Source organism: Thiomicrorhabdus xiamenensis, assembly GCF_013282625.1.
Classification (GTDB): Bacteria; Pseudomonadota; Gammaproteobacteria; order Thiomicrospirales; family Thiomicrospiraceae; genus Thiomicrorhabdus; species Thiomicrorhabdus xiamenensis.
This window is the reverse complement of sequence record NZ_CP054020.1, coordinates 2,178,715-2,199,467: the sequence shown is the minus strand read 5'-3', so window position 1 is coordinate 2,199,467 and position 20,753 is coordinate 2,178,715. Positions and strand designations below refer to the sequence as shown.

General features: G+C 51.4%; 24 protein-coding genes. 16 read left to right on the top strand and 8 right to left on the bottom strand.

What is annotated here, in order from left to right:
- Positions 1–21: 21 nt before the first annotated feature.
- The 10 genes from gspG to HQN79_RS10105 all read left to right on the top strand — a co-directional run bounded on the left by gspG (position 22) and on the right by HQN79_RS10105 (position 8,095).
- The gene (gspG, locus tag HQN79_RS10150) at positions 22–468 is read left to right on the top strand and encodes a type II secretion system major pseudopilin GspG (protein ID WP_173286178.1); all 447 of its coding nucleotides are present in this window, start codon (positions 22–24) and stop codon (positions 466–468) included.
- Between the two features lie 17 nt (positions 469–485).
- Entirely contained in the window at positions 486–974 is a 489-nt protein-coding gene (gspH, locus tag HQN79_RS10145; RefSeq protein ID WP_173286176.1) for a type II secretion system minor pseudopilin GspH, read from the top strand.
- A 10-nt stretch (positions 975–984) separates the two neighbouring features.
- Positions 985–1,368: a type II secretion system minor pseudopilin GspI gene (gene gspI / locus HQN79_RS10140; protein WP_173286174.1), complete on the top strand. Its 384-nt coding sequence runs from the start codon at positions 985–987 to the stop codon at positions 1,366–1,368.
- Complete coding sequence (gspJ, locus tag HQN79_RS10135; RefSeq protein ID WP_173286172.1) at positions 1,365–2,036, top strand: type II secretion system minor pseudopilin GspJ; 672 nt, start codon at positions 1,365–1,367, stop codon at positions 2,034–2,036. Before gspI ends, gspJ begins: the two co-directional genes overlap by 4 nt.
- Complete coding sequence (gene gspK, locus HQN79_RS10130; protein ID WP_173286170.1) at positions 2,029–3,000, top strand: type II secretion system minor pseudopilin GspK; 972 nt, start codon at positions 2,029–2,031, stop codon at positions 2,998–3,000. The genes gspJ and gspK overlap by 8 nt, the downstream gene beginning before the upstream one ends.
- Positions 2,987–4,186, top strand: a complete 1,200-nt coding sequence (gspL, locus tag HQN79_RS10125; protein WP_173286168.1) for a type II secretion system protein GspL — start codon at positions 2,987–2,989, stop codon at positions 4,184–4,186. Before gspK ends, gspL begins: the two co-directional genes overlap by 14 nt.
- The gene (gene gspM / locus HQN79_RS10120; RefSeq protein WP_173286166.1) at positions 4,170–4,691 is read left to right on the top strand and encodes a type II secretion system protein GspM; all 522 of its coding nucleotides are present in this window, start codon (positions 4,170–4,172) and stop codon (positions 4,689–4,691) included. The genes gspL and gspM overlap by 17 nt, the downstream gene beginning before the upstream one ends.
- Positions 4,692–4,863: 172 nt before the next feature.
- Positions 4,864–5,568, top strand: coding sequence for a hypothetical protein (locus HQN79_RS10115; RefSeq protein WP_173286164.1), 705 nt, complete (start codon positions 4,864–4,866; stop codon positions 5,566–5,568).
- 23 nt (positions 5,569–5,591) lie between these two features.
- Entirely contained in the window at positions 5,592–7,523 is a 1,932-nt protein-coding gene (locus tag HQN79_RS10110) for a S8 family serine peptidase (RefSeq protein WP_173286162.1), read from the top strand.
- A gap of 23 nt (positions 7,524–7,546) precedes the next feature.
- Positions 7,547–8,095 carry a hypothetical protein gene (locus HQN79_RS10105; protein WP_173286160.1) on the top strand — a complete coding sequence of 183 codons (549 nt, stop codon included), beginning with the start codon at positions 7,547–7,549 and terminating at the stop codon, positions 8,093–8,095.
- A gap of 113 nt (positions 8,096–8,208) precedes the next feature.
- Here HQN79_RS10105 and HQN79_RS10100 read toward each other — a convergent pair whose 3' ends face one another.
- From HQN79_RS10100 to hslU, 7 genes are all read right to left on the bottom strand, one after another.
- Positions 8,209–8,769, bottom strand: coding sequence for a thioredoxin fold domain-containing protein (locus HQN79_RS10100; protein ID WP_173286158.1), 561 nt, complete (start codon positions 8,767–8,769; stop codon positions 8,209–8,211).
- A 25-nt stretch (positions 8,770–8,794) separates the two neighbouring features.
- A complete protein-coding gene (locus HQN79_RS10095; RefSeq protein ID WP_173286156.1) occupies positions 8,795–9,433 on the bottom strand; it encodes a hypothetical protein in 639 nt (212 codons plus the stop codon).
- A gap of 74 nt (positions 9,434–9,507) precedes the next feature.
- Positions 9,508–11,124: a ubiquinone biosynthesis regulatory protein kinase UbiB gene (ubiB, locus tag HQN79_RS10090; protein WP_173286154.1), complete on the bottom strand. Its 1,617-nt coding sequence runs from the start codon at positions 11,122–11,124 to the stop codon at positions 9,508–9,510.
- Positions 11,125–11,144: 20 nt separating this feature from the next.
- Positions 11,145–11,759, bottom strand: a complete 615-nt coding sequence (locus HQN79_RS10085) for a ubiquinone biosynthesis accessory factor UbiJ (RefSeq protein ID WP_173286152.1) — start codon at positions 11,757–11,759, stop codon at positions 11,145–11,147.
- Positions 11,760–11,777: 18 nt separating this feature from the next.
- Entirely contained in the window at positions 11,778–12,530 is a 753-nt protein-coding gene (ubiE, locus tag HQN79_RS10080; protein ID WP_173286150.1) for a bifunctional demethylmenaquinone methyltransferase/2-methoxy-6-polyprenyl-1,4-benzoquinol methylase UbiE, read from the bottom strand.
- Between the two features lie 40 nt (positions 12,531–12,570).
- A complete protein-coding gene (locus HQN79_RS10075; protein WP_173286148.1) occupies positions 12,571–12,954 on the bottom strand; it encodes a gamma-butyrobetaine hydroxylase family protein in 384 nt (127 codons plus the stop codon).
- Positions 12,955–12,968: 14 nt separating this feature from the next.
- Positions 12,969–14,288, bottom strand: a complete 1,320-nt coding sequence (hslU, locus tag HQN79_RS10070) for an ATP-dependent protease ATPase subunit HslU (RefSeq protein WP_173286146.1) — start codon at positions 14,286–14,288, stop codon at positions 12,969–12,971.
- Between the two features lie 385 nt (positions 14,289–14,673).
- On the opposite strand from hslU, the gene dapF reads away from it, so the two are divergent.
- From dapF to HQN79_RS10040, 6 genes are all read left to right on the top strand, one after another.
- On the top strand, positions 14,674–15,513 hold the full coding sequence (gene dapF / locus HQN79_RS10065; protein WP_173286144.1) for a diaminopimelate epimerase: 840 nt from the start codon (positions 14,674–14,676) through the stop codon (positions 15,511–15,513).
- Positions 15,506–16,267 carry a DUF484 family protein gene (locus HQN79_RS10060; RefSeq protein WP_173286142.1) on the top strand — a complete coding sequence of 254 codons (762 nt, stop codon included), beginning with the start codon at positions 15,506–15,508 and terminating at the stop codon, positions 16,265–16,267. The genes dapF and HQN79_RS10060 overlap by 8 nt, the downstream gene beginning before the upstream one ends.
- Positions 16,264–17,232, top strand: a complete 969-nt coding sequence (gene xerC / locus HQN79_RS10055) for a tyrosine recombinase XerC (RefSeq protein WP_238843356.1) — start codon at positions 16,264–16,266, stop codon at positions 17,230–17,232. Before HQN79_RS10060 ends, xerC begins: the two co-directional genes overlap by 4 nt.
- Before the next feature lie 191 nt (positions 17,233–17,423).
- Entirely contained in the window at positions 17,424–17,966 is a 543-nt protein-coding gene (gene hslV / locus HQN79_RS10050) for an ATP-dependent protease subunit HslV (RefSeq protein WP_173286140.1), read from the top strand.
- 34 nt (positions 17,967–18,000) lie between these two features.
- On the top strand, positions 18,001–18,603 hold the full coding sequence (locus HQN79_RS10045) for a YqhA family protein (protein WP_238843355.1): 603 nt from the start codon (positions 18,001–18,003) through the stop codon (positions 18,601–18,603).
- Between the two features lie 202 nt (positions 18,604–18,805).
- On the top strand, positions 18,806–19,396 hold the full coding sequence (locus tag HQN79_RS10040) for a hypothetical protein (protein WP_173286138.1): 591 nt from the start codon (positions 18,806–18,808) through the stop codon (positions 19,394–19,396).
- A 50-nt stretch (positions 19,397–19,446) separates the two neighbouring features.
- Here the strand turns inward: HQN79_RS10040 and waaA are convergent, their stop codons facing one another.
- The gene (gene waaA, locus HQN79_RS10035; RefSeq protein WP_173286136.1) at positions 19,447–20,748 is read right to left on the bottom strand and encodes a lipid IV(A) 3-deoxy-D-manno-octulosonic acid transferase; all 1,302 of its coding nucleotides are present in this window, start codon (positions 20,746–20,748) and stop codon (positions 19,447–19,449) included.
- Positions 20,749–20,753 lie beyond the last annotated feature (5 nt).

Here is a 20,753-nt window from a genome sequence, read left to right as displayed (position 1 = left end):
TGTAAATTTAGGATAAAGAAAATGAGATTAGACAGACAGCAGTGGAAACAGTCACGTCAGAAAGGTTTTACCTTGATTGAATTGATGGTGGTGGTCGTCATCCTGGCGATTCTGGCCGGATTTGTAGTACCGAAACTGATGGATCGCCCGGATGAAGCGAGAATAGTGAAGGCGAAGCAGGACATCGCCGCGATCGCTTCGGCTCTGCAGCTTTATAAGCTGGACAATTATCAGTATCCGACAACCGACCAGGGGTTGGAGGCACTGGTTAAGCAGCCAAGCGATGATCCGCAGCCGAAGAATTGGAAAAAGCTGCTGGATACCCTGCCTCTGGATCCGTGGGGTAATCCTTACCTGTATCTTTCTCCCGGCGAGCATGGGGAGTTCGATCTGTTCACCTATGGTGCGGATGGTGCAGAAGGCGGTGAAGACATAAATGCCACCATCGGTAACTGGCAACAGAAATAGACGATTTGGAGCCTCGGGTGCGTCTTCGGCAAAACGGTTTTACTCTGATCGAGCTGATGGTCGTACTCTTGATTATCGGCCTTCTGTTGACGGCCGCCAGTCTGAGTTTCAAAAACAGCGACAGCGCCCTGTCCCGCCAGCAGGCGAGTCAGATTCAGGCGCTGTTTCATTATGCTCAGGATCAGGCTACATGGCAGCAGAGGACGTATCTGCTCATTCCGGATAATAAGGGGTTGACGCTTTTCAAGTGGCAGCAAGGGCAGTGGCATAAAGATGACGAGGCCAAAGCCTTGTCGTGGAAAGCGTCTTTTGACGTCGAGTGGCAACTGCCTATGTTGCAGAGCCGTGAGGAAAGCCTGATTAACAGAGGCTGGTGGGTTTTGCCGAGCGGAGAGGTTCAGCCGGGATCAATCAGCTGGCGAGTGAAAAATGCCGAGGCTGAAGACACGATCCTGCAGTGGGACCAGTGGCTGGAATTTGAATTGGTTGCGAGTGATGCTGTTTAACGAGGCAGGTATGGCAGAAAAGACGGTACAGCGCCAGTGCGGATTTACGCTGATTGAAGTGCTGATCGCTTTGGTTATCGCAGCGATTGCATTGGCGGCCATGAGTCGAAGTTTCGGTGTCACAACTCACAATCAGGCTTTGCTTGAAGAAAAAGTGGTCGCCACCTGGGTCGCGCAAAATGCGTTAACGCAGCAACAGATCCAAACCGGCAGCAACCAGTTTTCCCGTGAAGAGAAGATGCTGGGACGAAACTGGCTTCTTACCCAGAAGATCGAAGCGACACAGTTGGCGCAATTCAAAAAATTGACGATAGAGGTCAAGCCGGATACAGCGTCTACAGGCGATGACGCATCTGTCAGTACTCGTCTGGTCACTGTGGTGGGCGTACCATGAAATCGCAGAAAGGTTTTACCCTGATCGAGTTGTTGATCGCCATGTCTATCGCCGCGATTATCAGTATGCTGGCTTACCAGACGATCGATTCGGGAGTACGGGTCAATCAGTCTCTGGAGACGCATCAGCAGGAACTGAAGCGCCTGCAAGGTGCCTGGTGGTGGCTGGAACAGGATCTGATTCAGATGGCTCCAAGAGCGGTCAACGACGGTTTAGGCGGTTCACTTCCTGCTATGACCTATCGCGTTGATTTGGGTTTGGAGTTCAGTCGTTTAAGTGATGCGCAAAGTCCTATGGCGATGGCGGGTTCTTATGGGCTGAATCGTGTGGCCTATCGTCTGGAAAACAAGCAGCTGGTGCGTCTGCTGTGGCCGGTGATGGATCGGGCGCCGGATTCGGTTCCGGTTAGAAGGGTTCTGCTTGAGGATGTGCAAAGGTTTGATTTGCGTTTTCTCGATGAGCAGAGTCAATGGCGGGAAAACTGGCCGCCGGAAAACCGTGAAACACCGCCGTTAAATAATCTCCTGCCGAAGGCCGTCGAGGTGCGCATGCTTAATCGGCTTGGTGAAGTGAAGCGGCTTTTTTTAGGCACGGATTGGATGGAGTTTAACCCTTATCCGGCAGCCGCATTGGACAGTGTCTCCGGACAGGAGGGAGTCAATGAGTAGTCGGCAGCGACAAACTCAGTCCGGTTTCGCCTTGATTACTGTAATTCTGGTGGCTGCTCTGGTGGCGATTATCAGTTCGGAGCTTTTAAGCAAGCAACAGGCACAGATTCAGCGCAGCGGTTATATGCTGCATCAGACACAGGCTTTGAGTGTTGCCTGGGGGCTGGAGTCCTGGGTGAAACAGGGATTGGCTCTGGATGGGAAAAACAATAAAACCGATCATCTGGGCGAACTCTGGGCGCAGCCTTTGCCGCCGATTCCGTTTGAGGACGGCGAAATTTCCGGCGAGTTGCTGGATGCTCAGGCAAAACTGAATGTAAACGCTCTGTTGAGTGTTGACGCTAAGCGTAAAGAGTTGTGGCATGCGGTTTTTAACCGTTATGCCCAGCAGCAGAACCTGAATTTGAATCTGGCGGATCTGATCGAGGACTGGATTGACCGTGATTCAGAGCCGTTGGCGGGTGGCGCGGAAAGCGATCAATATCTATTGAATACTCCGGCTTTCAGTGCCGCCAATCAGCCGATGGTTACGCCGCAGGAAGTGTTCAATCTGCAAGGAGTGCAGACGTTAACTTTTCAGCAGAAAACGCTGCTTGTGGCGAACTTAAGCGCCTTGCCGCAGGAGACTGCGGTCAATATTAATACCGCTTCCGAAGCGGTGTTGCTCAGTTTGAGTCCCTGGATGACGGTGCAGGTTGTGCAGGCCTGGTTAAACCAGAGGATCGGCAATCCGGCCGAGAAGGTGGATGATTTCCATCGTTTTCTGATCGGCGTTACGGGGCTGACTCTGGAAGAGGTGGCTAAGGATTTGCCGGAAGGCCTGATTTCGGTCAGAAGTGATTTTTTTATTTTAAACGGACGAATTGATTTTGGTCTGGCGCGGCAGCAGGTTTCAGGGCTGTTCTATCGTAATGAGCAAAATCAGGTGAAGATACTGCAAAGGTGGTTAAGTGTCCCCGAATAACTCGAATGTAACTTTACAAGCCGACGCTAAGGCTCTGTGCTTCAATCTGCAGGGGGAGTTGCTGTTGCGGCAATTCGCCGACGGGGCAGCGGATGTCAAAGAGGAAAGCGTTGAATCGCTTCTACAGCAGGGGCGTATCACTTCGGAACAGCTCCGACAGATCGGTGTTGTCTGGGTTCCGACTTCCCAGTTGGTTATAGCGCAGGTTGTTTTGCCGGGAAGCCGTCAGTCAGAGTTGCGCGCAGCCCTGCCGTATGCACTGGAAGAGCAACTGTCCGACGCGGTCGAGAATTACCATTTTGTTATTTTGCACAAACAGCCGGCGCAAGAGGGAACACAGTTACAGGTTGCCGTGATCGCCAAGGTTTTAATGAATCAATGGTATCAAGCCCTTAAGCGTCTCGAACTGGATAACTGTCTGTTGAGCGCCGATTGTTTCGCTCTGCCTGAACCGGAAACTGACGTATCTGTCGCGATGGTGCTTCCCGGAGCGCCGGTGGTGATCTATCGTGATGGGCGTTATAGCGGTTTTGCCATTCCCGAAACGCTTAGCGAGCAGTTGGCATCTTCTTCCGAGGAGGTGCGCAATTTGACGCCTCAGCAGGCGCAATGGCAGAAAATCGCCTTTTCGCCGAGTGCCTGGCAGCAGTTACAGAGCACCAATCTGGCGGTCGGCGAGTTCGCGTTGAAGGAGTCGCAAAATCTCTGGCGTCAATGGTTATGGCCGAATCTGGCCGCGGGGCTTCTGTTCGTGGTATTGCTGGGATCAAACTGGCTAGAAAAGGAGCAGGCGCTGCAGGATGCGCAGGTTTACCGTTCTCAGAGCGAGCAGCTCTTTAAAGCGATGTTTCCTGATGTAAAGAGAGTGGTCAGTATCAAGACGCAGACCATGACCCGCCTGAGAGCGCCGTCGCAAGATGTAACGAGTGCGCGTTTAATGCCGCTCGTTTACCAGCTCGAACCGGTGTTATCCGGGCAGACAAAAGTTCGTATCGATGAATTGAATTGGCAGCGCCAGGCTCAGGGCGGCAAATTGAATCTGCGTCTGACGGCGAAACAGAGCGGTGATTTGCAAAAGCTGCAGCAGCAGATTCAACAGCGGGCAGGTAAACTGCAGGCGCAGTTGAGCATTAAGAATGTCACGCCTGAAGTGGCTCTGGGAGAGTTAAATGTGGTCGCAAATTGAAAATCTTCTGCAGCCGATCAAGCTGCGCTTTAATGCTTTCTGGCAACCGCTGGCCGACCGGGAAAAAGTGTTGCTGGCGATGCTGGGTATTTTCCTCTTCTGGGTGTTGCTGTACGCGTTGTTGTGGCAGCCGATTCAGCAACAGCAGAAGGAAGCGCATCAGCAGTTGTTGAATGCACAGAACCAATGGCAGTGGCTTAATCAACAGATACCTCTTTGGCAGCGTCAGGGACCGGAGCAGAATCAGGCGGCGATTTCAAACCGCAATCAGTTGATGAGCAAGGTTCAACAGTCTTTACGCCAACTTAATCTGCATAAACAGATCAGCAAAGTCGATCTGACATCCAAGGGGGTGAAAGTGGTATTCAAACAGGCGGATGCCCCGAGGCTTTTGCAATGGTTGGCGACCCTGGAGCAGGAAGGTGTTGTCAGTCAAAGGGCGCAGATAGTTCCTCTTGAAGGCGGTGTGGTCGAGGCTCAGATTGAATTTGTTGTACCGGAGTAGGTGCAGGTGTTTGGTGGCTGGAAACGCGCCGGTTTACTCATAATAAAGATTGATTTATATGTATTTCTTTAGAAAGAAACAGGTAATTCTGCTATTATTTTTGGCAATAGTGCTGTTTTGTATCTCACTGATAAGTTCTTTTAAAATCAGTGCCTTGAATTCATTTATAGGCATGGAAAACAAGCCTGTTCAGTTAAGTGAACTTAAAGGAGATTTGGCGCAGGGTTCTCTGGCTATCGGGCTTGCGAATCCGGATTATCAGCCTTTGGGTATTCTGCGCTGGCAGCAGTCTTATCTCGACTGGTTGCTGTTGCATCCGCAGCTGAACGGGCAGTTCCGCGGACGAAGCAGTGAATTGCCGTTCTCCGCAGAGTGGTCTCTTTTGTCGGGCGACCTTGCGCTAAGTCTCAGTGAAGGTACGCTCCAGTTTGAAGATATTATGCCGCTGCTGGCATTGAATCGGGATATCGGACGCTGGTTGAACGGTTTAAGCGGACGACTCGAGGGGATTTCTCTGCAAACCCGGTGGGTCGATGCCGGACAATGGTTGCAAAAAACACAGGGCGCCATGCGTCTCAACGGATTCAGCTTTCTGGGGGAATCCTTGCCGCCGGTGTTTATTACCGTCAGTCAGCAGGATGAGCAGGTCATTATTAAACTCTCTGCCGAACAAAAATGGACGATGAGCGGTGAAATTGTTTTGACGCCGCTTAAACGGGAAAAGGGATTGCAATCGATTCAATATCAGGGGTTAGTCAAGGTTTCGGCGCCCTCTGCTGAGAGTTTGCCTAATTGGGCCAGTCTGATGAAGTCTTCTTCGGACTCTTCGGACTCTTCGGCACAGAGCCGTTTTCAGGGGAATTGGGCGCTCAATTAATCGGGCTGCCATGGAGTTGATATATGAAGTCCGGATTTAATTTGTTGCTGCTGTTGGGATGTTCGAGTGTTTTAACCGCCTGCGGCGGTGGAGGCGGTTCATCGGATACACCCGCGGTTGAGTACGAAACCTGCGGCGAAGATTCCCCGATAACTTCGATTGATGATTCTCTGTTCGGGTATCAGTGGTATCTGGAAAATACTGGCCAAACAGCTTTGACCGCTGACGGAAGCGGTGGTGTCGCCGGTGAAGATATTAATATTTTCGCCGCCGGTCAGATGGCTCAGGGGTACAGCGGTGATTGCATCAAAATCGCGGTCGTTGATTCCGATCTGGAAATTGCCCATGAAGACCTGCAGCAGAATGTTGTTCCCGATGCGTCTTATAACTTCACTTATGTCGCCGAAGACACGGTTCCTTCCAATGGACAGGGATTACATAACCCGACCGCGACCTATTCCAGCGGTGGGCATGGCACCAGTGTCGCCGGTTATCTCGCTGCCCGCGGGGGGAATGCACTCGGTATAACGGGCGTGGCGCCGAGCGCAGAACTGCGCGGGTACAATATGCTTTTGGCCCAGGACTATCCGAACGAATTGGCTGCGCTGGGCTATCAGGATACTGTCAATAACGGCAATTACCCGGAATTAACTTCTCCTCAGGTCGATATTTTCAATTTGAGTTACGGACGAACCATAACTTATGATCTGCCGAGCGGGGAAGAGCTGTATTACGTTGTTTTAGTGTATGCGCAACAGTGGGGAACGGAAAATCTGCGAGAAGGCAAAGGTGCTTTGTATTTCAAAGCGGCCGGGAATGAGTTTTCCGGTCACGAAGACAGTGAGTACGTCAATCCTGCGGATAACCCGCTGCCGGTAGAGAAATGTACCCAGGCAATCGAAAACGGTGTGACCTGTTTCAATACGAATCTTGAACGTGATCAGGCTTATCCGTTTGTGATCCCGGTCGGGGCATTTAACGCAGAGGGCGAGAGAGCCAGCTATGCCAGTACAGGATCGTCGATTTGGATTGCAGCTCCGGGTGGTGAATACGGGCAGCTCAGCCCCGCCATGCTGACAACGGATCAAAGCGGCTGTGACGCGGGTTATAGTCAAACCGATTCTACCTACAGTTCTTCGGATTTCGATAATGGAAATACGCAAGAGAACCTTGAGTGTAATTACATCAGTATTTTTAACGGAACTTCCGCAGCGACGCCGATCATCAGTGGCGCCGCGGCCTTGTTACTGGAAGCGAATCCGGCTTTGACCTGGCGTGATATCAAGCATATTCTGGCAACAACGGCGCGTAAGATCGATCCGGGCTACGCCGAAAAAACTTTGACGCTTGGGTTGAGTCAGGTTGTGCTCGAAGATGGCTGGGTCGATAATGCGGCAGGTTATCATTTTTCCAATTATTTCGGTTTTGGCGCTCTGGATGCGGATGCCGCTATCAGTATGGCGAAGAACGGTTACTCGCTCCTTCCGGCAATGCAACTGCTTCCGGGAGACAACGGTTTCGCCGGTCCGGTTACCAATACCGGTGAGATCCCCGATGCATCTGCATCAGGGATTAGTGAAACTCTAAGCGTTAACGAGACGGGGAACCCGATTGTCGAGAGTGTTCAGCTTATTATTTCTCTTTCAGGAACCGATGGGCTTCCAAATTATGATTCAGAGCATCCCGAAATTGAAGCAACAAACTTTGATTTCAGCGATTATCAAATACTTCTCGAGTCGCCGAATGGTACCCAGAGCATTTTAATGACCCCGTTCCATGGATTTGATAAGCAGCAAGATATTATTGATTACCCGATGATCAGTCATGCGTTTTATGGTGAAAACCTGAATGGCGACTGGAAGTTAATTGTCCGTGATCTGGATTCACAAGCCGAGCTGACCGGCGAAGGAAAGCTGGTCGATTGGTCTCTTAAATTCTATGTGCATGAGTCGTAAATATGCTGTTTAAAAGAACCTTTTTGAAATTACTGGCAATCGCCGGCTTATTCCTCTCTTTTCAGGTACAGGCGTATCTATTGCCTTGTCAGCTGGTAACGCAGATGGCTGGATCCGAGGTGTATGAAGCAAAGTTGCAGCGGGTTGCTTCCATGACGGCGCCGGAGGATTTGCCGGCAGCGATGGGCTTGGAGTTGCTCGAGCGTCATGGCGGCTGGTATATCTATCAGACACCGGAGCCGTGGTTTGAACGCCGAACCTGCGGGCCTCAGCTACGAACGGTACAGGGCAAAAACTTGCAGTTTATGCCGGTGCTTTTGAATAAAAAGACCGGGCGTAATGCGGTTCTGACCGGAACTTTTCTTTTAAAAACCTATCGGGCGAAGCACCTTGATGAGGTGATTGAACGCTACGGTTTTCGTCTGGTGACCCGCTTGCCGAAGCCGGATACGGTGATTATCGATGTCAAACCGATTCAGTCCTACGACGATATGATCGAGATGCTGGATAAGGATCGCGATGTCGAGCTGGTTGCGCCTTTAATGAGTGAACCGCGTTATCAGCTGCGTTAGTTGTCTAGGACGTTTTAATAGGCGTTTAACAGCTGTTTAAAAGTCATTTAAAAGTAAAAAGGCTCGGGAGTTCCGAGCCTTTTGCGTTATATGGTCACGGGGGGGAAGAGAGATTATTGCGGCTGATAATCCACTTTGCTCTCTTCAACCATCTTATAGATGTCGACCCGTTTTGGATTGCCCAGCTTTTCCAGTGCCTGATTGATGGCGCGTTCGAGATTTCCCGGATAGAACTCTTCAAGCGTAAGACCGATAATCGGATCGGCGATCTGGTTGCCCTGAGAGTCGAAAATCAGTGTCGTCGGAGCAACCTTGACGCCGAGTTTCGGTCCCAGAGTTTTCATTTCGATGTCTCGTCCCTGGAAATCTTTCATCATCCAGTGATCCTTGTCGAGAACCAGCTGACTGAAATGCCCGTACTCTTCCAGATCGGTCGTCTGCAGAAGCGGGTAGAGAATATTCTGTTCCAGTTTCTTGCAGTAGTTACACCAGGTTGCCGTGGCGAAAATAACCACCGGAACATTCTTTTTGGCGGCGGATTGCCCCGCTTTCTGCAGGTCGACGGCCAGCGGAAGTACGTCTCCGGCACTTACATGGGAAAGGTTTAGGCTCAGTAGCAGGCCGAGCAGGATGGTTTTCAGGCTGACCGAGCTTTTTTTATGGTAATTTCGCATCGGTAGGACTCCTCACTAGTATTTGTTATCGATATCGGTTGCAGCGGTTTGCCTTGCCGCCAAGGTATTCGATATAGGTTTTCAGTTTGATCAGTTCTTTTTTGTCCAGTCTCAGCGACTGCTGATAGTGGCTGCCGCACTGCCAGTCGCCATCATTCAGAAAGCGCAGTTGATCCGAACTGTTCTGATAATGCAGACTCAATTCTACACCGGCTCCGTCGGGACGATAATGAAGATAGGCTGGCAGATCCCTCAAGCGGCCGTTAGCGGCATCACGCAATTCGATATCAATTTCATAGCGTTCTCCCCGAGCCAGCGTGTAGCTCTGCGGCATGATTTTATAGTGCTGCTTATCGCGCTGGAAACTGCCGCCCATAATATTAACGCGAATGACATTGCCGTTCTGCGGTGCAGCGTACAGTTTATCGAGACGTTTCTGTTCTTCAATCTGTCGCTGAAGCTCCAGTTCGCGAGCCTGATTGTTCGCAATCTGTTGAGCTTTGCTGCGCTCGGCACGGATCTGCTGTTCGCGTAATAACAGCTCTTTGCGCTCGTCTGGCGTAAGCTGTTGCCATTGCTCATCGCTCATGCCTAGAGGGTTTGAACTGGCGCAGGCGCTTAAAAGTACGGAAAACAGTGTCAAGAGGGCCAGACGGGATAACATAATTTTCTCCATAAATACAGTGCGCTAAATAGTAAAAAGCCGGGGTCTGGCCCGGCTATTCACGAAGATCGCATTTATTTTTTAATCAGGAACCAGACAGCCAAAAGCCAGATTGCCAAGGTGACATTTTGATCCAGCGGCATATTCTGGCTGGCGGCCAGGAATGGCGCAGCGGCGAGAGCAACGGCGATCCAGCGGTTACGGTTTTGGCGGTTCTGCTTTTCCAGTTCGCGTTCGATTTTCTGTAACTGTTCAGACTGCAGGCCTACGCCCTGATGCGCAAGTTTGTTTAGTGTTGTGTGCAACAGACCCGGTAAAGTCGGTGCTTGTTCCATCCAGAAAGGCAGGTTGGCCTTGATGTTTTTAACCAGGCCTTTAGGTCCGACACGTTCCTGCATCCAATCTTCGAGGAAAGGCTTGGCGGTATCCCACAGATCCAGTTCGTCATCCAGCTGGCGTCCCAGTCCTTCGATATTAAGCAGGGTTTTCTGTAGCAGAACCAGTTGCGGCTGAATCTCCATCCCGAAACGTCGTGCAGTCTGGAACAGGCGCATCAGCACCAGACCGAAGGAGATCTCTTTCAGCGGGCGATCCCAGATCGGTTCACAGACAGAACGAATCGCCGCTTCCAGCTCATTGACACGGGTATCGGATGGCACCCATTCGGATTCGATATGCAGTTCGGAAACGCGCAGATAATCGCGGTTAAAGAATGCCAGAAAGTTTTCTGCCAGATAACGCTGATCTTCCGGCGTCAAAGTTCCCATAATACCGAAGTCGATCGCGGCGTAACGACCGTCGGGAAGAACAAAAATATTGCCGGGATGCATGTCGGCGTGGAAGAAATTATGCTTGAAGACCTGAGTGAAGAAGATGATTACGCCTTTGGCAGAAAGGTCTTTGAGATCGACGCCGGCTTCAATCAACTTTTCGGTTTCCGAAATGCGGATGCCGTAAATACGTTCCATCGTCATGACGTTTTCGGCGGTGTGCGACCAGTAAATCTCCGGCACATACAACAGATCCGAGTCTTCGAAATTGCGTTTCAGCTGCGCGGCGTTTGACGCTTCGCGGATCATATCCAGTTCGTCGAGAATGGTTTTTTCGAATTCCGCGACCACTTCGACCGGATGCAGGCGTTTGGCGATTTTGACGGCCTTTTCGAAGAGGCTGGCAAGGATATACATAATCGCCACATCCTGTTCGATCACCGGCTTAATGTCCGGACGCACAACCTTGACGACCACTTCGGTGCCGTCGTGCAGTTTGGCCGCATGAACTTGAGCGATAGACGCGGAGGCCATCGGCATAGGGTCAAATTCCGAAAAAGCTTCGCCGACCGGTTTTTGCAATGCTTTTTCGATCAGTTGCAGCGAGTGCTGTTCGTCAAACGGCGGGCAATCATCCTGCAATTTGGCCAGTTCAATGGCGATGTCGTACGGAAGTAGATCCTTACGGGTCGAAAGTGCCTGACCGAGTTTGATGAAAATTGGTCCGAGTTCTTCCAGAGCCAGGCGAATGCGTTCGCCACGGCTCAGTTTGGACGGCGTTTTCCAGTTCCACGGAAAGAGTTTGTTAAACCAGACCAGCCAGGCGAATTTACTGCCGCTCAGCACCATTTTATCGATTTCGTAATGGCTCAGGACTCGGTTGATTTTAATAAGGCGGCGCAGTTGCTTGATGGCTTTCATGAATGTGCTTCTAAATGGGGTTAACGGTTGACTGAAGAGGCGTCGAGCTGGTTAAAACGCTGTTCCAGCTCTTGCAGGCGTTGCTCGACAGCGGAGACTTCCTGGCTGAAAGCGGCGATCTGCGGTTTGCTCGGTACGGCCTGAAGTTCGAACTGCAGGTACTCTTTCAGGGTTTGCATGATGTAATCGCGCTGGTCGCGTTTGAGCTGCATATAGGATCGTACTCCGTGACCGACTTTGAACGCGATCAGATCACCGGTGATCTTGGAGAGGTGCTCTTCCCAGTCGATATCGATTGCGGCCAGAGCGTGCAGGAACTGTTGCGCCAAGTCGCGATTACCGTCAAGTTCGAAGCAGGACAGATCCTTCGCATGCTTGAGCGCGATCCAGTCTGCCGCCTGAGCGGAGATGGAGGCGTCGCTTTCTCCCTGAAGGTGAGTCTGCACCGAGATCTGTTGTTCATTGATCAGGCAGTAGAAAGGCGTTTTCAGCGGCAGAATCTGCAAGGTGATGATGCATTCCGGCAAGGCTTTGATCGAAGCGCCGTGATCGCTGTCGAGTCGTAAGCTGCCGTTTAATGTCTTCTCCAGTGCTTCGGCGAGAAAAATCGGGAGTCTTTGCAGTTCGGTGCTCATGGTTTTATTCCTGATCGTCTAGTACTTCCAGCCGCGGTGCAGGGCGACAATGCCTTGAGTCATATTGATGTATTCGGCCTTGTCGAAGCCGGCATCGAGCATCATCTGTTTCAGGGTTTCCTGATCCGGATGCATGCGAATCGACTCTGCCAGGTATTGGTAGCTTTCTTCATCATCGGCTATGACTTTGCCCATTTTGGGCAGGATATTGAACGAGTAGAAGTCGTAGAGCTTGGCGAAAGCCGGATTGGTCACTTTGGAAAACTCTAGAATCATCAGCTGACCGCCCGGTTTCAAAACCCGGTACAGTTCGGCCAGAGCCTTGTCTTTGTTGGTGACATTACGCAGACCGAAGGCGATGGTTGCCAGATCGAAAGTGTTGTCCGGAAAAGCCAGCGCTTCGGCATTGGTAATGGTGTATTCCACATTGCCGATGATGCCTTCGTTGATCAGGCGGTCGCGGCCGACCCGAACCATGCTTTCGTTAATGTCGGCTAGAACCACCTGACCGCTTTTGCCGACGCGCTTGGCGAAGGCTTTGGTCAGATCACCGGTACCACCGGCCAGATCCAGAACCTTGTGCCCCGGGCGCACGCCGCTCAGATCGATCGTTTGACGCTTCCACAGGCGGTGAACACCCATCGACATGACATCGTTCATAATGTCGTAATTGCCGGCAACCGAGTCGAAGACGCCTTTGACGCGTTTGACTTTCTCTTCGAGGGGAACCTCGGTGAAGCCAAAGTCGATGGTGGATTTCTTGTCGCTCATAATTTTCCTCGTTTTGCTAGCCGGCTGTACTGACGGTCATTTAATGGGTTTGTTGCGATTTTAATGCGTCCAGTTCAGGATGGGAATGCCCCTCGCGCATAAGACGGCGCAGATAATCCATCCAGTACTTGTGCTGGTTTTTCCCTAAATCGTACAGGCGTTCCCAGGTATAAAGTCCGGTGTCGTGACCGTCGTCGAAATGCAGCTTGACGGCGTAATTGCCGACAGGCGTGATAGCCTCGATGTTCACATTCTGTTTATTCAGTTGCAGAGTCTCCTGCCCGGGGCCGTGGCCGGTTACTTCGGCCGACTGAGAGTAGACGCGCAAAAACTCGCAGCTGAGCTCGAAGGTTTCCCCGGTATCGAAACCGATTTCCAGTTTACGCGATTTCTGGTGCAGTTTGATTTCGATTGGATGCGGCACGGATTCTCTCCAATTTATAGAATGTATTGTGACAGATCCTGGTCGACCGCCAGTTCGCCAAGACGCTCATCGACAAACTGAGCGGTGATTTCCACTCGCGCACCACGCATATCGGACGCCTCGAAGGAGATGTCTTCCAGCAGGCGTTCCAGAACGGTGTGCAGACGGCGGGCGCCGATATTTTCCGTGCCTTCGTTCACCTGGAAGGCGATTTCCGCCAGACGACGGATCCCTTCGTCGGTGAACGAAAGTTCGACACCTTCGGTTCCCAGCAGGGCGATTGCCTGAGTGGTCAGGGCGGCTTTCGGTTCGGTCAGAATGCGTACGAAATCGTCTACGCTCAAGGATTTCATTTCGACGCGGATCGGCAGACGCCCCTGAAGTTCCGGAATCAGATCCGACGGTTTGGAAAGATGGAAAGCGCCCGACGCGATAAACAGGATATGATCGGTTTTAACCATGCCGTATTTGGTGGACACGCTGCAGCCTTCAATCAGGGGAAGCAGGTCGCGCTGTACGCCTTCGCGGGAAACGCTGCCGCTGCTGTTATCCTGATTTTTGGCTACCTTGTCGATTTCGTCGATAAAGACGATGCCGTTCTGTTCAAGACTTTCGATGGCCTGCGCCTTAATCTGTTCGTCATTGACCATTTTTGCCGCTTCTTCTTCGATCAGCGCTTTCATCGCCTGTTTGATCGGCATCTTGCGCTTCTCTTTTTTGCCTTGACCCATGCCTTCAAACAGGCCTTGCAGCTGTTGCGTCATCTCTTCCATTCCCGGCGCACCGAGAATTTCCACATGGCTTGGCGCTGCGCTAAGGTCGATTTCGATCTCTTTCGTGTCCAGATCGCCTTCGCGCAGACGCTTGCGGAATTTCTGGCGGGTTTCGGACATATTGTTATAGCTGTCCTCTTCGCGGCCGCGCGCCGGAGGCAGCAGAATATCCAGAATACGTTCTTCGGCACGATCTTCCGCCTGACGCTGCACCTCTTTCATCGCCTGCTCGCGTTGCATTTTGACCGCGGTTTCCGCCAGATCGCGGATAATCGAATCAACATCTCGCCCGACATAGCCGACTTCGGTGAATTTGGTTGCCTCGATTTTCAGGAAGGGGGCGTTGGTCAATTTCGCCAGACGGCGGGCGATTTCGGTTTTACCGACCCCGGTCGGTCCGATCATCAGAATGTTCTTCGGTGTCACTTCGGCGCGTAACTCTTCGGACAGTTGACTGCGACGCCAGCGATTGCGCAGCGCAACGGCTACGGCTCTTTTTGCTTCTGCTTGACCAACGATATGGGCGTCTAAGCTGTGCACAATCTCTTTTGGCGTCATCATAATTCGGGTCCTTTCAATCTCTTTCTAATCTGGAATGCTTATTTGGTTTTCGATGGGGCGGGAGTTTTCCGCCGAATTGGATTAATGGGGGCATTATAAAACTTATCAAGCTTTTTTGTCGCTAAGGAAGCAGTGAATAAGTCATAATACTTCCTTACAAAGCAAAATGTTTTTTCCGACAGCTGTCTAAGCTTCCTCTGAAGCGTCTCCAGGCGCTTGCTTGAACGGAAAAATGGTTTTTATGGCGGTTTGCCTGTTGTCGCTTTGTTTGCTAAATTCAGCAGAAGTGAAATGCCTCCCCGGGCATGTGGCACAACGCTGTCCGACTGCATCAATATCCGCAGTGCAAGGGGCAATTAAGAGAAATAACAATAAAGAATACAGGATGAAAGAGTTACGCTTTAGCAAAATGCATGGGCTTGGCAATGACTTTATGGTCATAGACGCCATCAACCAGCAGGTGACGTTTTCCGAAGAAAAGGTTCGTCGCTGGGCCGACCGCCATTTCGGTATCGGTTTTGATCAGTTGCTGGTGGTCGAACCGGCGCAGCAGGTCGATGTGGATTTCCGCTATCGTATTTTTAATGCTGACGGTTCCGAAGTTCAGCAGTGCGGTAATGGCGCGCGTTGCTTCGCCCGTTTTGTGGTCGACAAGCAGCTTACCGATAAAAAAGAGATTCGCGTCGAGACCGCTTCCGGCATTATCGTGCTGTATGTTCAGGATGACGGCTGGGTCAAAGTGAATATGGGGGTGCCGAACTTTGCGCCGCAGAGCTTGCCTTTTTTGGTGCCGCAGCAGCAGCAACGCTATCTGGTTCCTGTTCTTGGCGAAGACGTGGTGCTTGGTGCGGTTTCCATGGGGAATCCGCATGCGGTCGTTAAGGTCGACAACATCGATGCCGCGCCGGTTGAAGCTTTGGGTGAAGCCCTGGAGTCGCACGAACTTTTTCCGGAAAGGGTCAATGTCGGATTTGCTCAGGTACTCGATTTCGAAGAAGTGCGTTTGCGCGTTTACGAGCGCGGCGCTGCGGAAACTCTGGCGTGTGGAACCGGTGCTTGTGCCGCGATGGTGGTACTGCATAACTGGGGACTGGTCAGCGATCGTGTCAAAATTCGCCTGCCGGGCGGCGACCTGTTGGTCGAATGGAGTGGTAAGCCCGATTCCGTCGTCTGGATGACTGGGCCGGCGGAAACGGTTTTCGAGGGAGTCATTGCCGATGAGTGATCGTACTCTGTTGCCGGAGGAGGTCAGCCGTTATCTGCATGAGCATCCGGATTTTTTTCATAGTCATCCGGAATTGCTGGAGACGCTGAGTTTGCCACATCCGCAGACCGGCAATGCCATTTCATTGATTGAACGTCAGCTACACCAGTTCCGCGAACAGCGGGACCGTTATCAGGTCGAAGTTGAAACCATGCTGGATATTGCCGGAGAGAACGGTCAGCTTTTCCAACGGGTGATGCAATTGAATTCGGGGTTGATGGCGAGTCGAACGGAAGAAGAGGCGGTTCGGTTGCTGCATGATCAGCTTCGTGAGTTGTTCCGGGTTGACCAGAGTGTGATTCACTCTTTTGATATGCCGATTCGCAGTGTTGCCGGTATTCGCCAGCTTGGGATGTCAGCAAAGTGGACCGCCGCATTAAGTGCGCTCTTATCGCCGAAGACACCGTTCTGCGGCGCTCTGGAAAAGGAGTGGCGTCAAGGGTTGTTTGAAAACGGCGAGTCGATTCATTCCGTGTGTATTTTGCCTTTAGGGGAAGAACGGATTTGGGGGATACTGGTTTTGGGCAGCCATGATCTGCGGTTTGAAAACGACTTCGGACACTTCTTTTTACGTCTGATTTGCGAAATGGTCGATGCCAAGTTGAAATGCCTGTTCAATAAAGAGGCCCAGCCTTTGAGAAAACCGAAGGCGTCTTCCGGAGAACGTGCAAAGTTACGTGTCGTGGAGCCGGCGACCGCCTCGGAGAAGGAGTGACTGAGTTGTCTCGGGAAGAGCAGGGCTATGCTTCGTCGCAGGAATTAGATACGGCCGTTGTCCGATTCTGCGAATCGATGCAGGCGCAGAACCGATCGCCTCATACCATTAAGAATTACCGCGCGGACTTAAACGAATTTATCGACTATCTGACGCATTCAGATCTGCAGATAGTTTCTTCATCCGGCCGTGTCGAATGGACTCGGCTGCATTCTCAAGATATCCAGCACTTTATCAGTCAGCGTTTTGCCGAAGGAATCAAGGCGCGCTCCCTGGCGCGTAAACTCTCCAGCCTGCGCAGTTTTTTTCAGTTTCTGCTGGAACGCAAACAGCTCAAAATCAATCCGGCCGAAGGGCTGAAAGCGCCTAAACTCCCTAAGCCTTTGCCGAAAAGTCTGGATGTGGATCTGACTTCACAGTTGCTGGATCAACCACTGCATTCTTGGCAGGATGTGCGGGATCAGGCGATTTTCGAACTGCTGTATTCGGCTGGACTGCGTGTCAGCGAGTGTGCTCAGCTGGACTTGTCGCCCGGACTGGATAATCTTTCTGCAGGTTGGGTTCAGGTTTTCGGGAAGGGAGCCAAAGAACGTTTGGCGCCGGTCGGTTCTAAAGCGCAGCAGGCCATGCAGGCTTGGTTGGCAATACGCCATGAGTATGCGAAAACCGGAGAAGAGGCGGTGTTCGTAAACCGGTTCGGGAACCGCTTGAGTGTGCGTTCGATTCAGTCTCGCTTGGATAAGCGTGCCGCTGAGGCAGGGCTGCCGACCAAGATGTCGCCGCACCGATTGCGACACGCTTGCGCTACCCATGTATTGGAATCCAGCGGAGATCTGCGCGCGGTTCAGGAGATGCTTGGCCATGAGAATCTTTCGACCACGCAGATTTATACCAAGTTGGATCTGCAACACCTTGCCAAAGTTTATGACCAGACGCACCCTCGAGCCAAGAAGCGCCGCCAATAATTGTGCGCAGACTTTTTCGCTCTGAAGCGAGTGATAGAGACGCTTAATCATTCCGCCGTTATTTTATTCATCTCGTTTCTGTTGCGGATTTCCTTTAGAATAGTGCCTGCTAATATTGAACGATTATGGAAATATTACCCCGCCGTTTCGCAGCGGTGTACTCGAAATAAACCAGAAATAAAGGAGAGCCGATGTCCTTCAGAGGTACCACAATATTATGTGCAAAACGCGAAGGTGAAATGGTGATTGGCGGTGACGGCCAGGTTACTTTGGGCAATGTTGTGATGAAGGGCAATGCGCGCAAGGTGCGCCGTCTGTACGGCAGTAAAGTCATTGCCGGTTTTGCCGGAGCGACCGCCGACGCTTTTACATTGTTCGAGCGCTTTGAAGCGCGTTTGCAGACGCACAGCGGCCATTTGATGCGTGCCGCAGTGGAAATGGCTAAGGATTGGCGAACCGATCGCGCTTTGCGTAAGCTCGAGGCGATGATGCTGGTCGCTGATCAGGACAATATGTTATTGATTTCCGGTACCGGAGATGTGATTGAACCGCAGGAAGATTTCATCGCTATCGGTTCCGGCGGTAATTACGCTTACGCGGCAGCGGCGGCTCTGATGAAGAATACCGAACTCAGTGCGCACGATGTGGTTGAGAAATCTCTGACCATTGCCGCCGATCTGTGTATCTATACTAACCATAATTTGACGATCGAGAGTCTGAAACGCGGAGAATAAACGTTTTCCGTTTATTCGGTTTAAGGAGAAATTTATGGCGCAACAAGCAAAACAAGCGCAACAAGAAACGTTCGAAGAGATGACTGACGAGTCCACAATGGTCTGTACGCCAAGAGAGCAAGGCGTTACCGAAAGGGTGGTGGAATCGGCTCTATGGAATAGCCGTTATGTGGTCATGGTTGCGGTTATCGCCAGTCTGCTGACGGCGTTTGCGATTTTTTATACCACGACGATCGATGTCTTCTATACCATCGCCCACTTGACGCACTATCATGAGTTGGGCGATGCTGATCGCGCGACCTTGAAAGCACAGACGGTGGCGCATGTAGTCGGTTCGGTCGACGGCTTTCTACTCGGGGCGATTATGTTGATTTTCGCTTTGGGGTTGTATGAACTGTTTATTTCCAAAATCGATCTGGCGAAAGGCAACAGTACCAGTAAAATTCTGATTATCAACTCGCTGGACGATCTTAAAGATAAGCTGGCCAAAGTGATTCTGATGATTCTGGTGGTCATGTTCTTCGAGCAGGCGATTTTCCTCAAGCCGACCGCACCACTGGAATTGCTGTACTACTCTTTGGCGATCATGTTAGTTGCCTTGGCTCTTTATCTTTCGCATAAAGCCTACTCGCACTAAACCGAACAGAAATTCTGTCCGTTAAAACCCGCTTAAGTTTAACTTAAGCGGGTTTTTTATTGTCTGTCGTTTCGGCGTTTTTAGACCTTAAACAAAACTGTCATCAAGCTGTTATTTGTCTGTTACTAATTTATTTTATTCTTGGCGCAACGTTTTTCAGGCGTATTGACGAATTTTAAATAATCAGAGAAAGGGTGTTCCCATGCAGTTTTCTAAAGCAGTAATTGGTGCCGCGATCAGTGCGGCCTTGTTGGCAGGGTGTGAGTCTGCGCAGGTAAAAAACGAAGCGCCTGTAGCACAAGAGCAAAAGGTTGAGGCGTCGGCGGTTCAGCAAGCAGCGGTTACAACTAAGCTGTTTGATGTGGTTCATGATGGCCGTTATTACAGTTTCTACGACTTTGCGACTTATCAGTCATTTTTGAGTGTCGGTGAAACGGCTTACCGTCTGACGCGTATCGGCGGCGGGCCGCACGGCGAGACATTGGTCTTCGGTCTGGCGAAAGCAGATAAGAAGAAGGGCTCAGAAACTCCGGCTGCGATGATCTGGGATGGCAAGGCGCAGGTTGAAGGCAAGTTTTATGGCGAAATGAGAAAGCATGGCCGTATTTATGTGTTCGCTTCAAAAGAAGATATGGATGCTGTACGTCAAGTTGGTGAACCGTCTTATATGTATACGCAGATCGGTGCGGGTCCTAAAGGCGAAACGGTGGTTTTTGTTCTGAATAAGAGTAATAAAAAAGAGAAGCCGGTTGCTTTGATGGCTGAATATAAGACGATCAACGGAATGCAATAAAAAAGCCAGCTTGGTCAGTCTGTTTTTAAAAGGAGCCTCAGGCTCCTTTTTTATTGGCGATTATGATTTTTGAGTGACGGCTCAATGTCCTGCAGCAGGTTCTGCAGGGCGCCGCTGTGTTTGCGGAATGCCCGATAGCCCTGCTGGCCCTGAAGCTGACGTCGGTCGGGTGCGTCCGCAAACAGAAGTAGCTGTTGGGCCAGGGCTTCGGCGCTATCGACAATAACTACCCCATTTTCCTGTTTGATCGCATCGTAGAGTGTCTGTAGATTGTGGTGCCATTTTCCTGAGATAACCGGCGTTCCGACTGCGGCAGGCTCGAGAATGTTATGGCCGCCGAAAGGCACCAGAGAGCCACCGACAAAAGCGACATCCGCCAATTCAAACCAAAGCATCATTTCTCCGACGCTATCGGCCAGTAAGACTTCCGTTTGTTGCTGTATGGGGGTCCGGCTGGAGCGTGTGGCGTAATTGCTCTGCTGTTGCTGAAGTAACTGTTCGACTTCCGAAAATCGATCGGCTTGGCGTGGAACCAGAATCAAAAGCGCGTTCGGGTGTTTCGCCTGCAGGGTGCGGTGGGCATCAAGCATTAACGTTTCTTCGCCTTTATGGGTGCTGGCAGCAACCCAGATAAACCTTTCTCCGGCGGTCGGAATAAATTGCTGTTTCCACGCCCTGGCCTTGTGTGCGAGTTGCTGATCGAGCGTCAGGTCGAATTTGAGGTTGCCGTGAATCCTCAGTTTATCGGCCTGTACGCCAAGTTCGATAAAGTGTTGCTTATCTGCCTCAAACTGGCAGCCAATCCACTTAAATGCCTGCAGTCTGCTTTGTAGCCAGGCGCCGCCGAATTTTCGATAAGAGCGCATTGAACTTGTCTTTAAGCGTGCATTGGCCAGAACAATCGGGATATTCTGTTTTTCGCAGGCGCGAATCAGGTTTGGCCAGATTTCTGTTTCGACAATAACGACCAGCTTGGGTTGCAGAGACTCTAGGAAGCCTTTGACCGCAAACGGGTAGTCGAGAGGTAGAAAGTGATGCTCGACGCCTTCGGGCAGGGTTCCGGCTAATTGTTTTGCGCCGCGTACCGAACCGTTGGTCAAGGTGATCGGCAGGTCGGGATGCAGGTTCTGCAAGGCGCTGATTAAAGGGAGGACGGAACGGGTTTCGCCTAGCGAAACGGCATGGATGACGATGCCATGCCGTTTCTGCGGGTGGATGCGGCCGAACTTTTCGGCAAAACAATCCGGCAGGGACGGATTGTCTTTTTGGGCTCTAAGGCATTTGCGCCAGCTGATCCAGGCAACAGCGGGAAGGGCTAGGTGGGTCAGCAGCAGATAGAGCAGATTTCGCATGGCAT

Bases quoted from the DNA above. Each gene is read 5' to 3' on its own strand.
- gspG (WP_173286178.1), top strand. From the start codon at position 22: ATGAGATTAGACAGACAGCAGTGGAAACAGTCACGTCAGAAAGGTTTT.
- gspI (WP_173286174.1), top strand. From the start codon at position 985: ATGGCAGAAAAGACGGTACAGCGCCAGTGCGGATTTACGCTGATTGAA.
- gspJ (WP_173286172.1), top strand. From the start codon at position 1,365: ATGAAATCGCAGAAAGGTTTTACCCTGATCGAGTTGTTGATCGCCATG.
- gspK (WP_173286170.1), top strand. From the start codon at position 2,029: ATGAGTAGTCGGCAGCGACAAACTCAGTCCGGTTTCGCCTTGATTACT.
- gspM (WP_173286166.1), top strand. From the start codon at position 4,170: ATGTGGTCGCAAATTGAAAATCTTCTGCAGCCGATCAAGCTGCGCTTT.
- HQN79_RS10115 (WP_173286164.1), top strand. From the start codon at position 4,864: ATGGAAAACAAGCCTGTTCAGTTAAGTGAACTTAAAGGAGATTTGGCG.
- HQN79_RS10110 (WP_173286162.1), top strand. From the start codon at position 5,592: ATGAAGTCCGGATTTAATTTGTTGCTGCTGTTGGGATGTTCGAGTGTT.
- HQN79_RS10100 (WP_173286158.1), bottom strand. From the start codon at position 8,769: ATGCGAAATTACCATAAAAAAAGCTCGGTCAGCCTGAAAACCATCCTG.
- HQN79_RS10095 (WP_173286156.1), bottom strand. From the start codon at position 9,433: ATGTTATCCCGTCTGGCCCTCTTGACACTGTTTTCCGTACTTTTAAGC.
- ubiB (WP_173286154.1), bottom strand. From the start codon at position 11,124: ATGAAAGCCATCAAGCAACTGCGCCGCCTTATTAAAATCAACCGAGTC.
- HQN79_RS10085 (WP_173286152.1), bottom strand. From the start codon at position 11,759: ATGAGCACCGAACTGCAAAGACTCCCGATTTTTCTCGCCGAAGCACTG.
- ubiE (WP_173286150.1), bottom strand. From the start codon at position 12,530: ATGAGCGACAAGAAATCCACCATCGACTTTGGCTTCACCGAGGTTCCC.
- hslU (WP_173286146.1), bottom strand. From the start codon at position 14,288: ATGATGACGCCAAAAGAGATTGTGCACAGCTTAGACGCCCATATCGTT.
- dapF (WP_173286144.1), top strand. From the start codon at position 14,674: ATGAAAGAGTTACGCTTTAGCAAAATGCATGGGCTTGGCAATGACTTT.
- HQN79_RS10060 (WP_173286142.1), top strand. From the start codon at position 15,506: ATGAGTGATCGTACTCTGTTGCCGGAGGAGGTCAGCCGTTATCTGCAT.
- hslV (WP_173286140.1), top strand. From the start codon at position 17,424: ATGTCCTTCAGAGGTACCACAATATTATGTGCAAAACGCGAAGGTGAA.
- HQN79_RS10045 (WP_238843355.1), top strand. From the start codon at position 18,001: ATGGCGCAACAAGCAAAACAAGCGCAACAAGAAACGTTCGAAGAGATG.
- HQN79_RS10040 (WP_173286138.1), top strand. From the start codon at position 18,806: ATGCAGTTTTCTAAAGCAGTAATTGGTGCCGCGATCAGTGCGGCCTTG.
- waaA (WP_173286136.1), bottom strand. From the start codon at position 20,748: ATGCGAAATCTGCTCTATCTGCTGCTGACCCACCTAGCCCTTCCCGCT.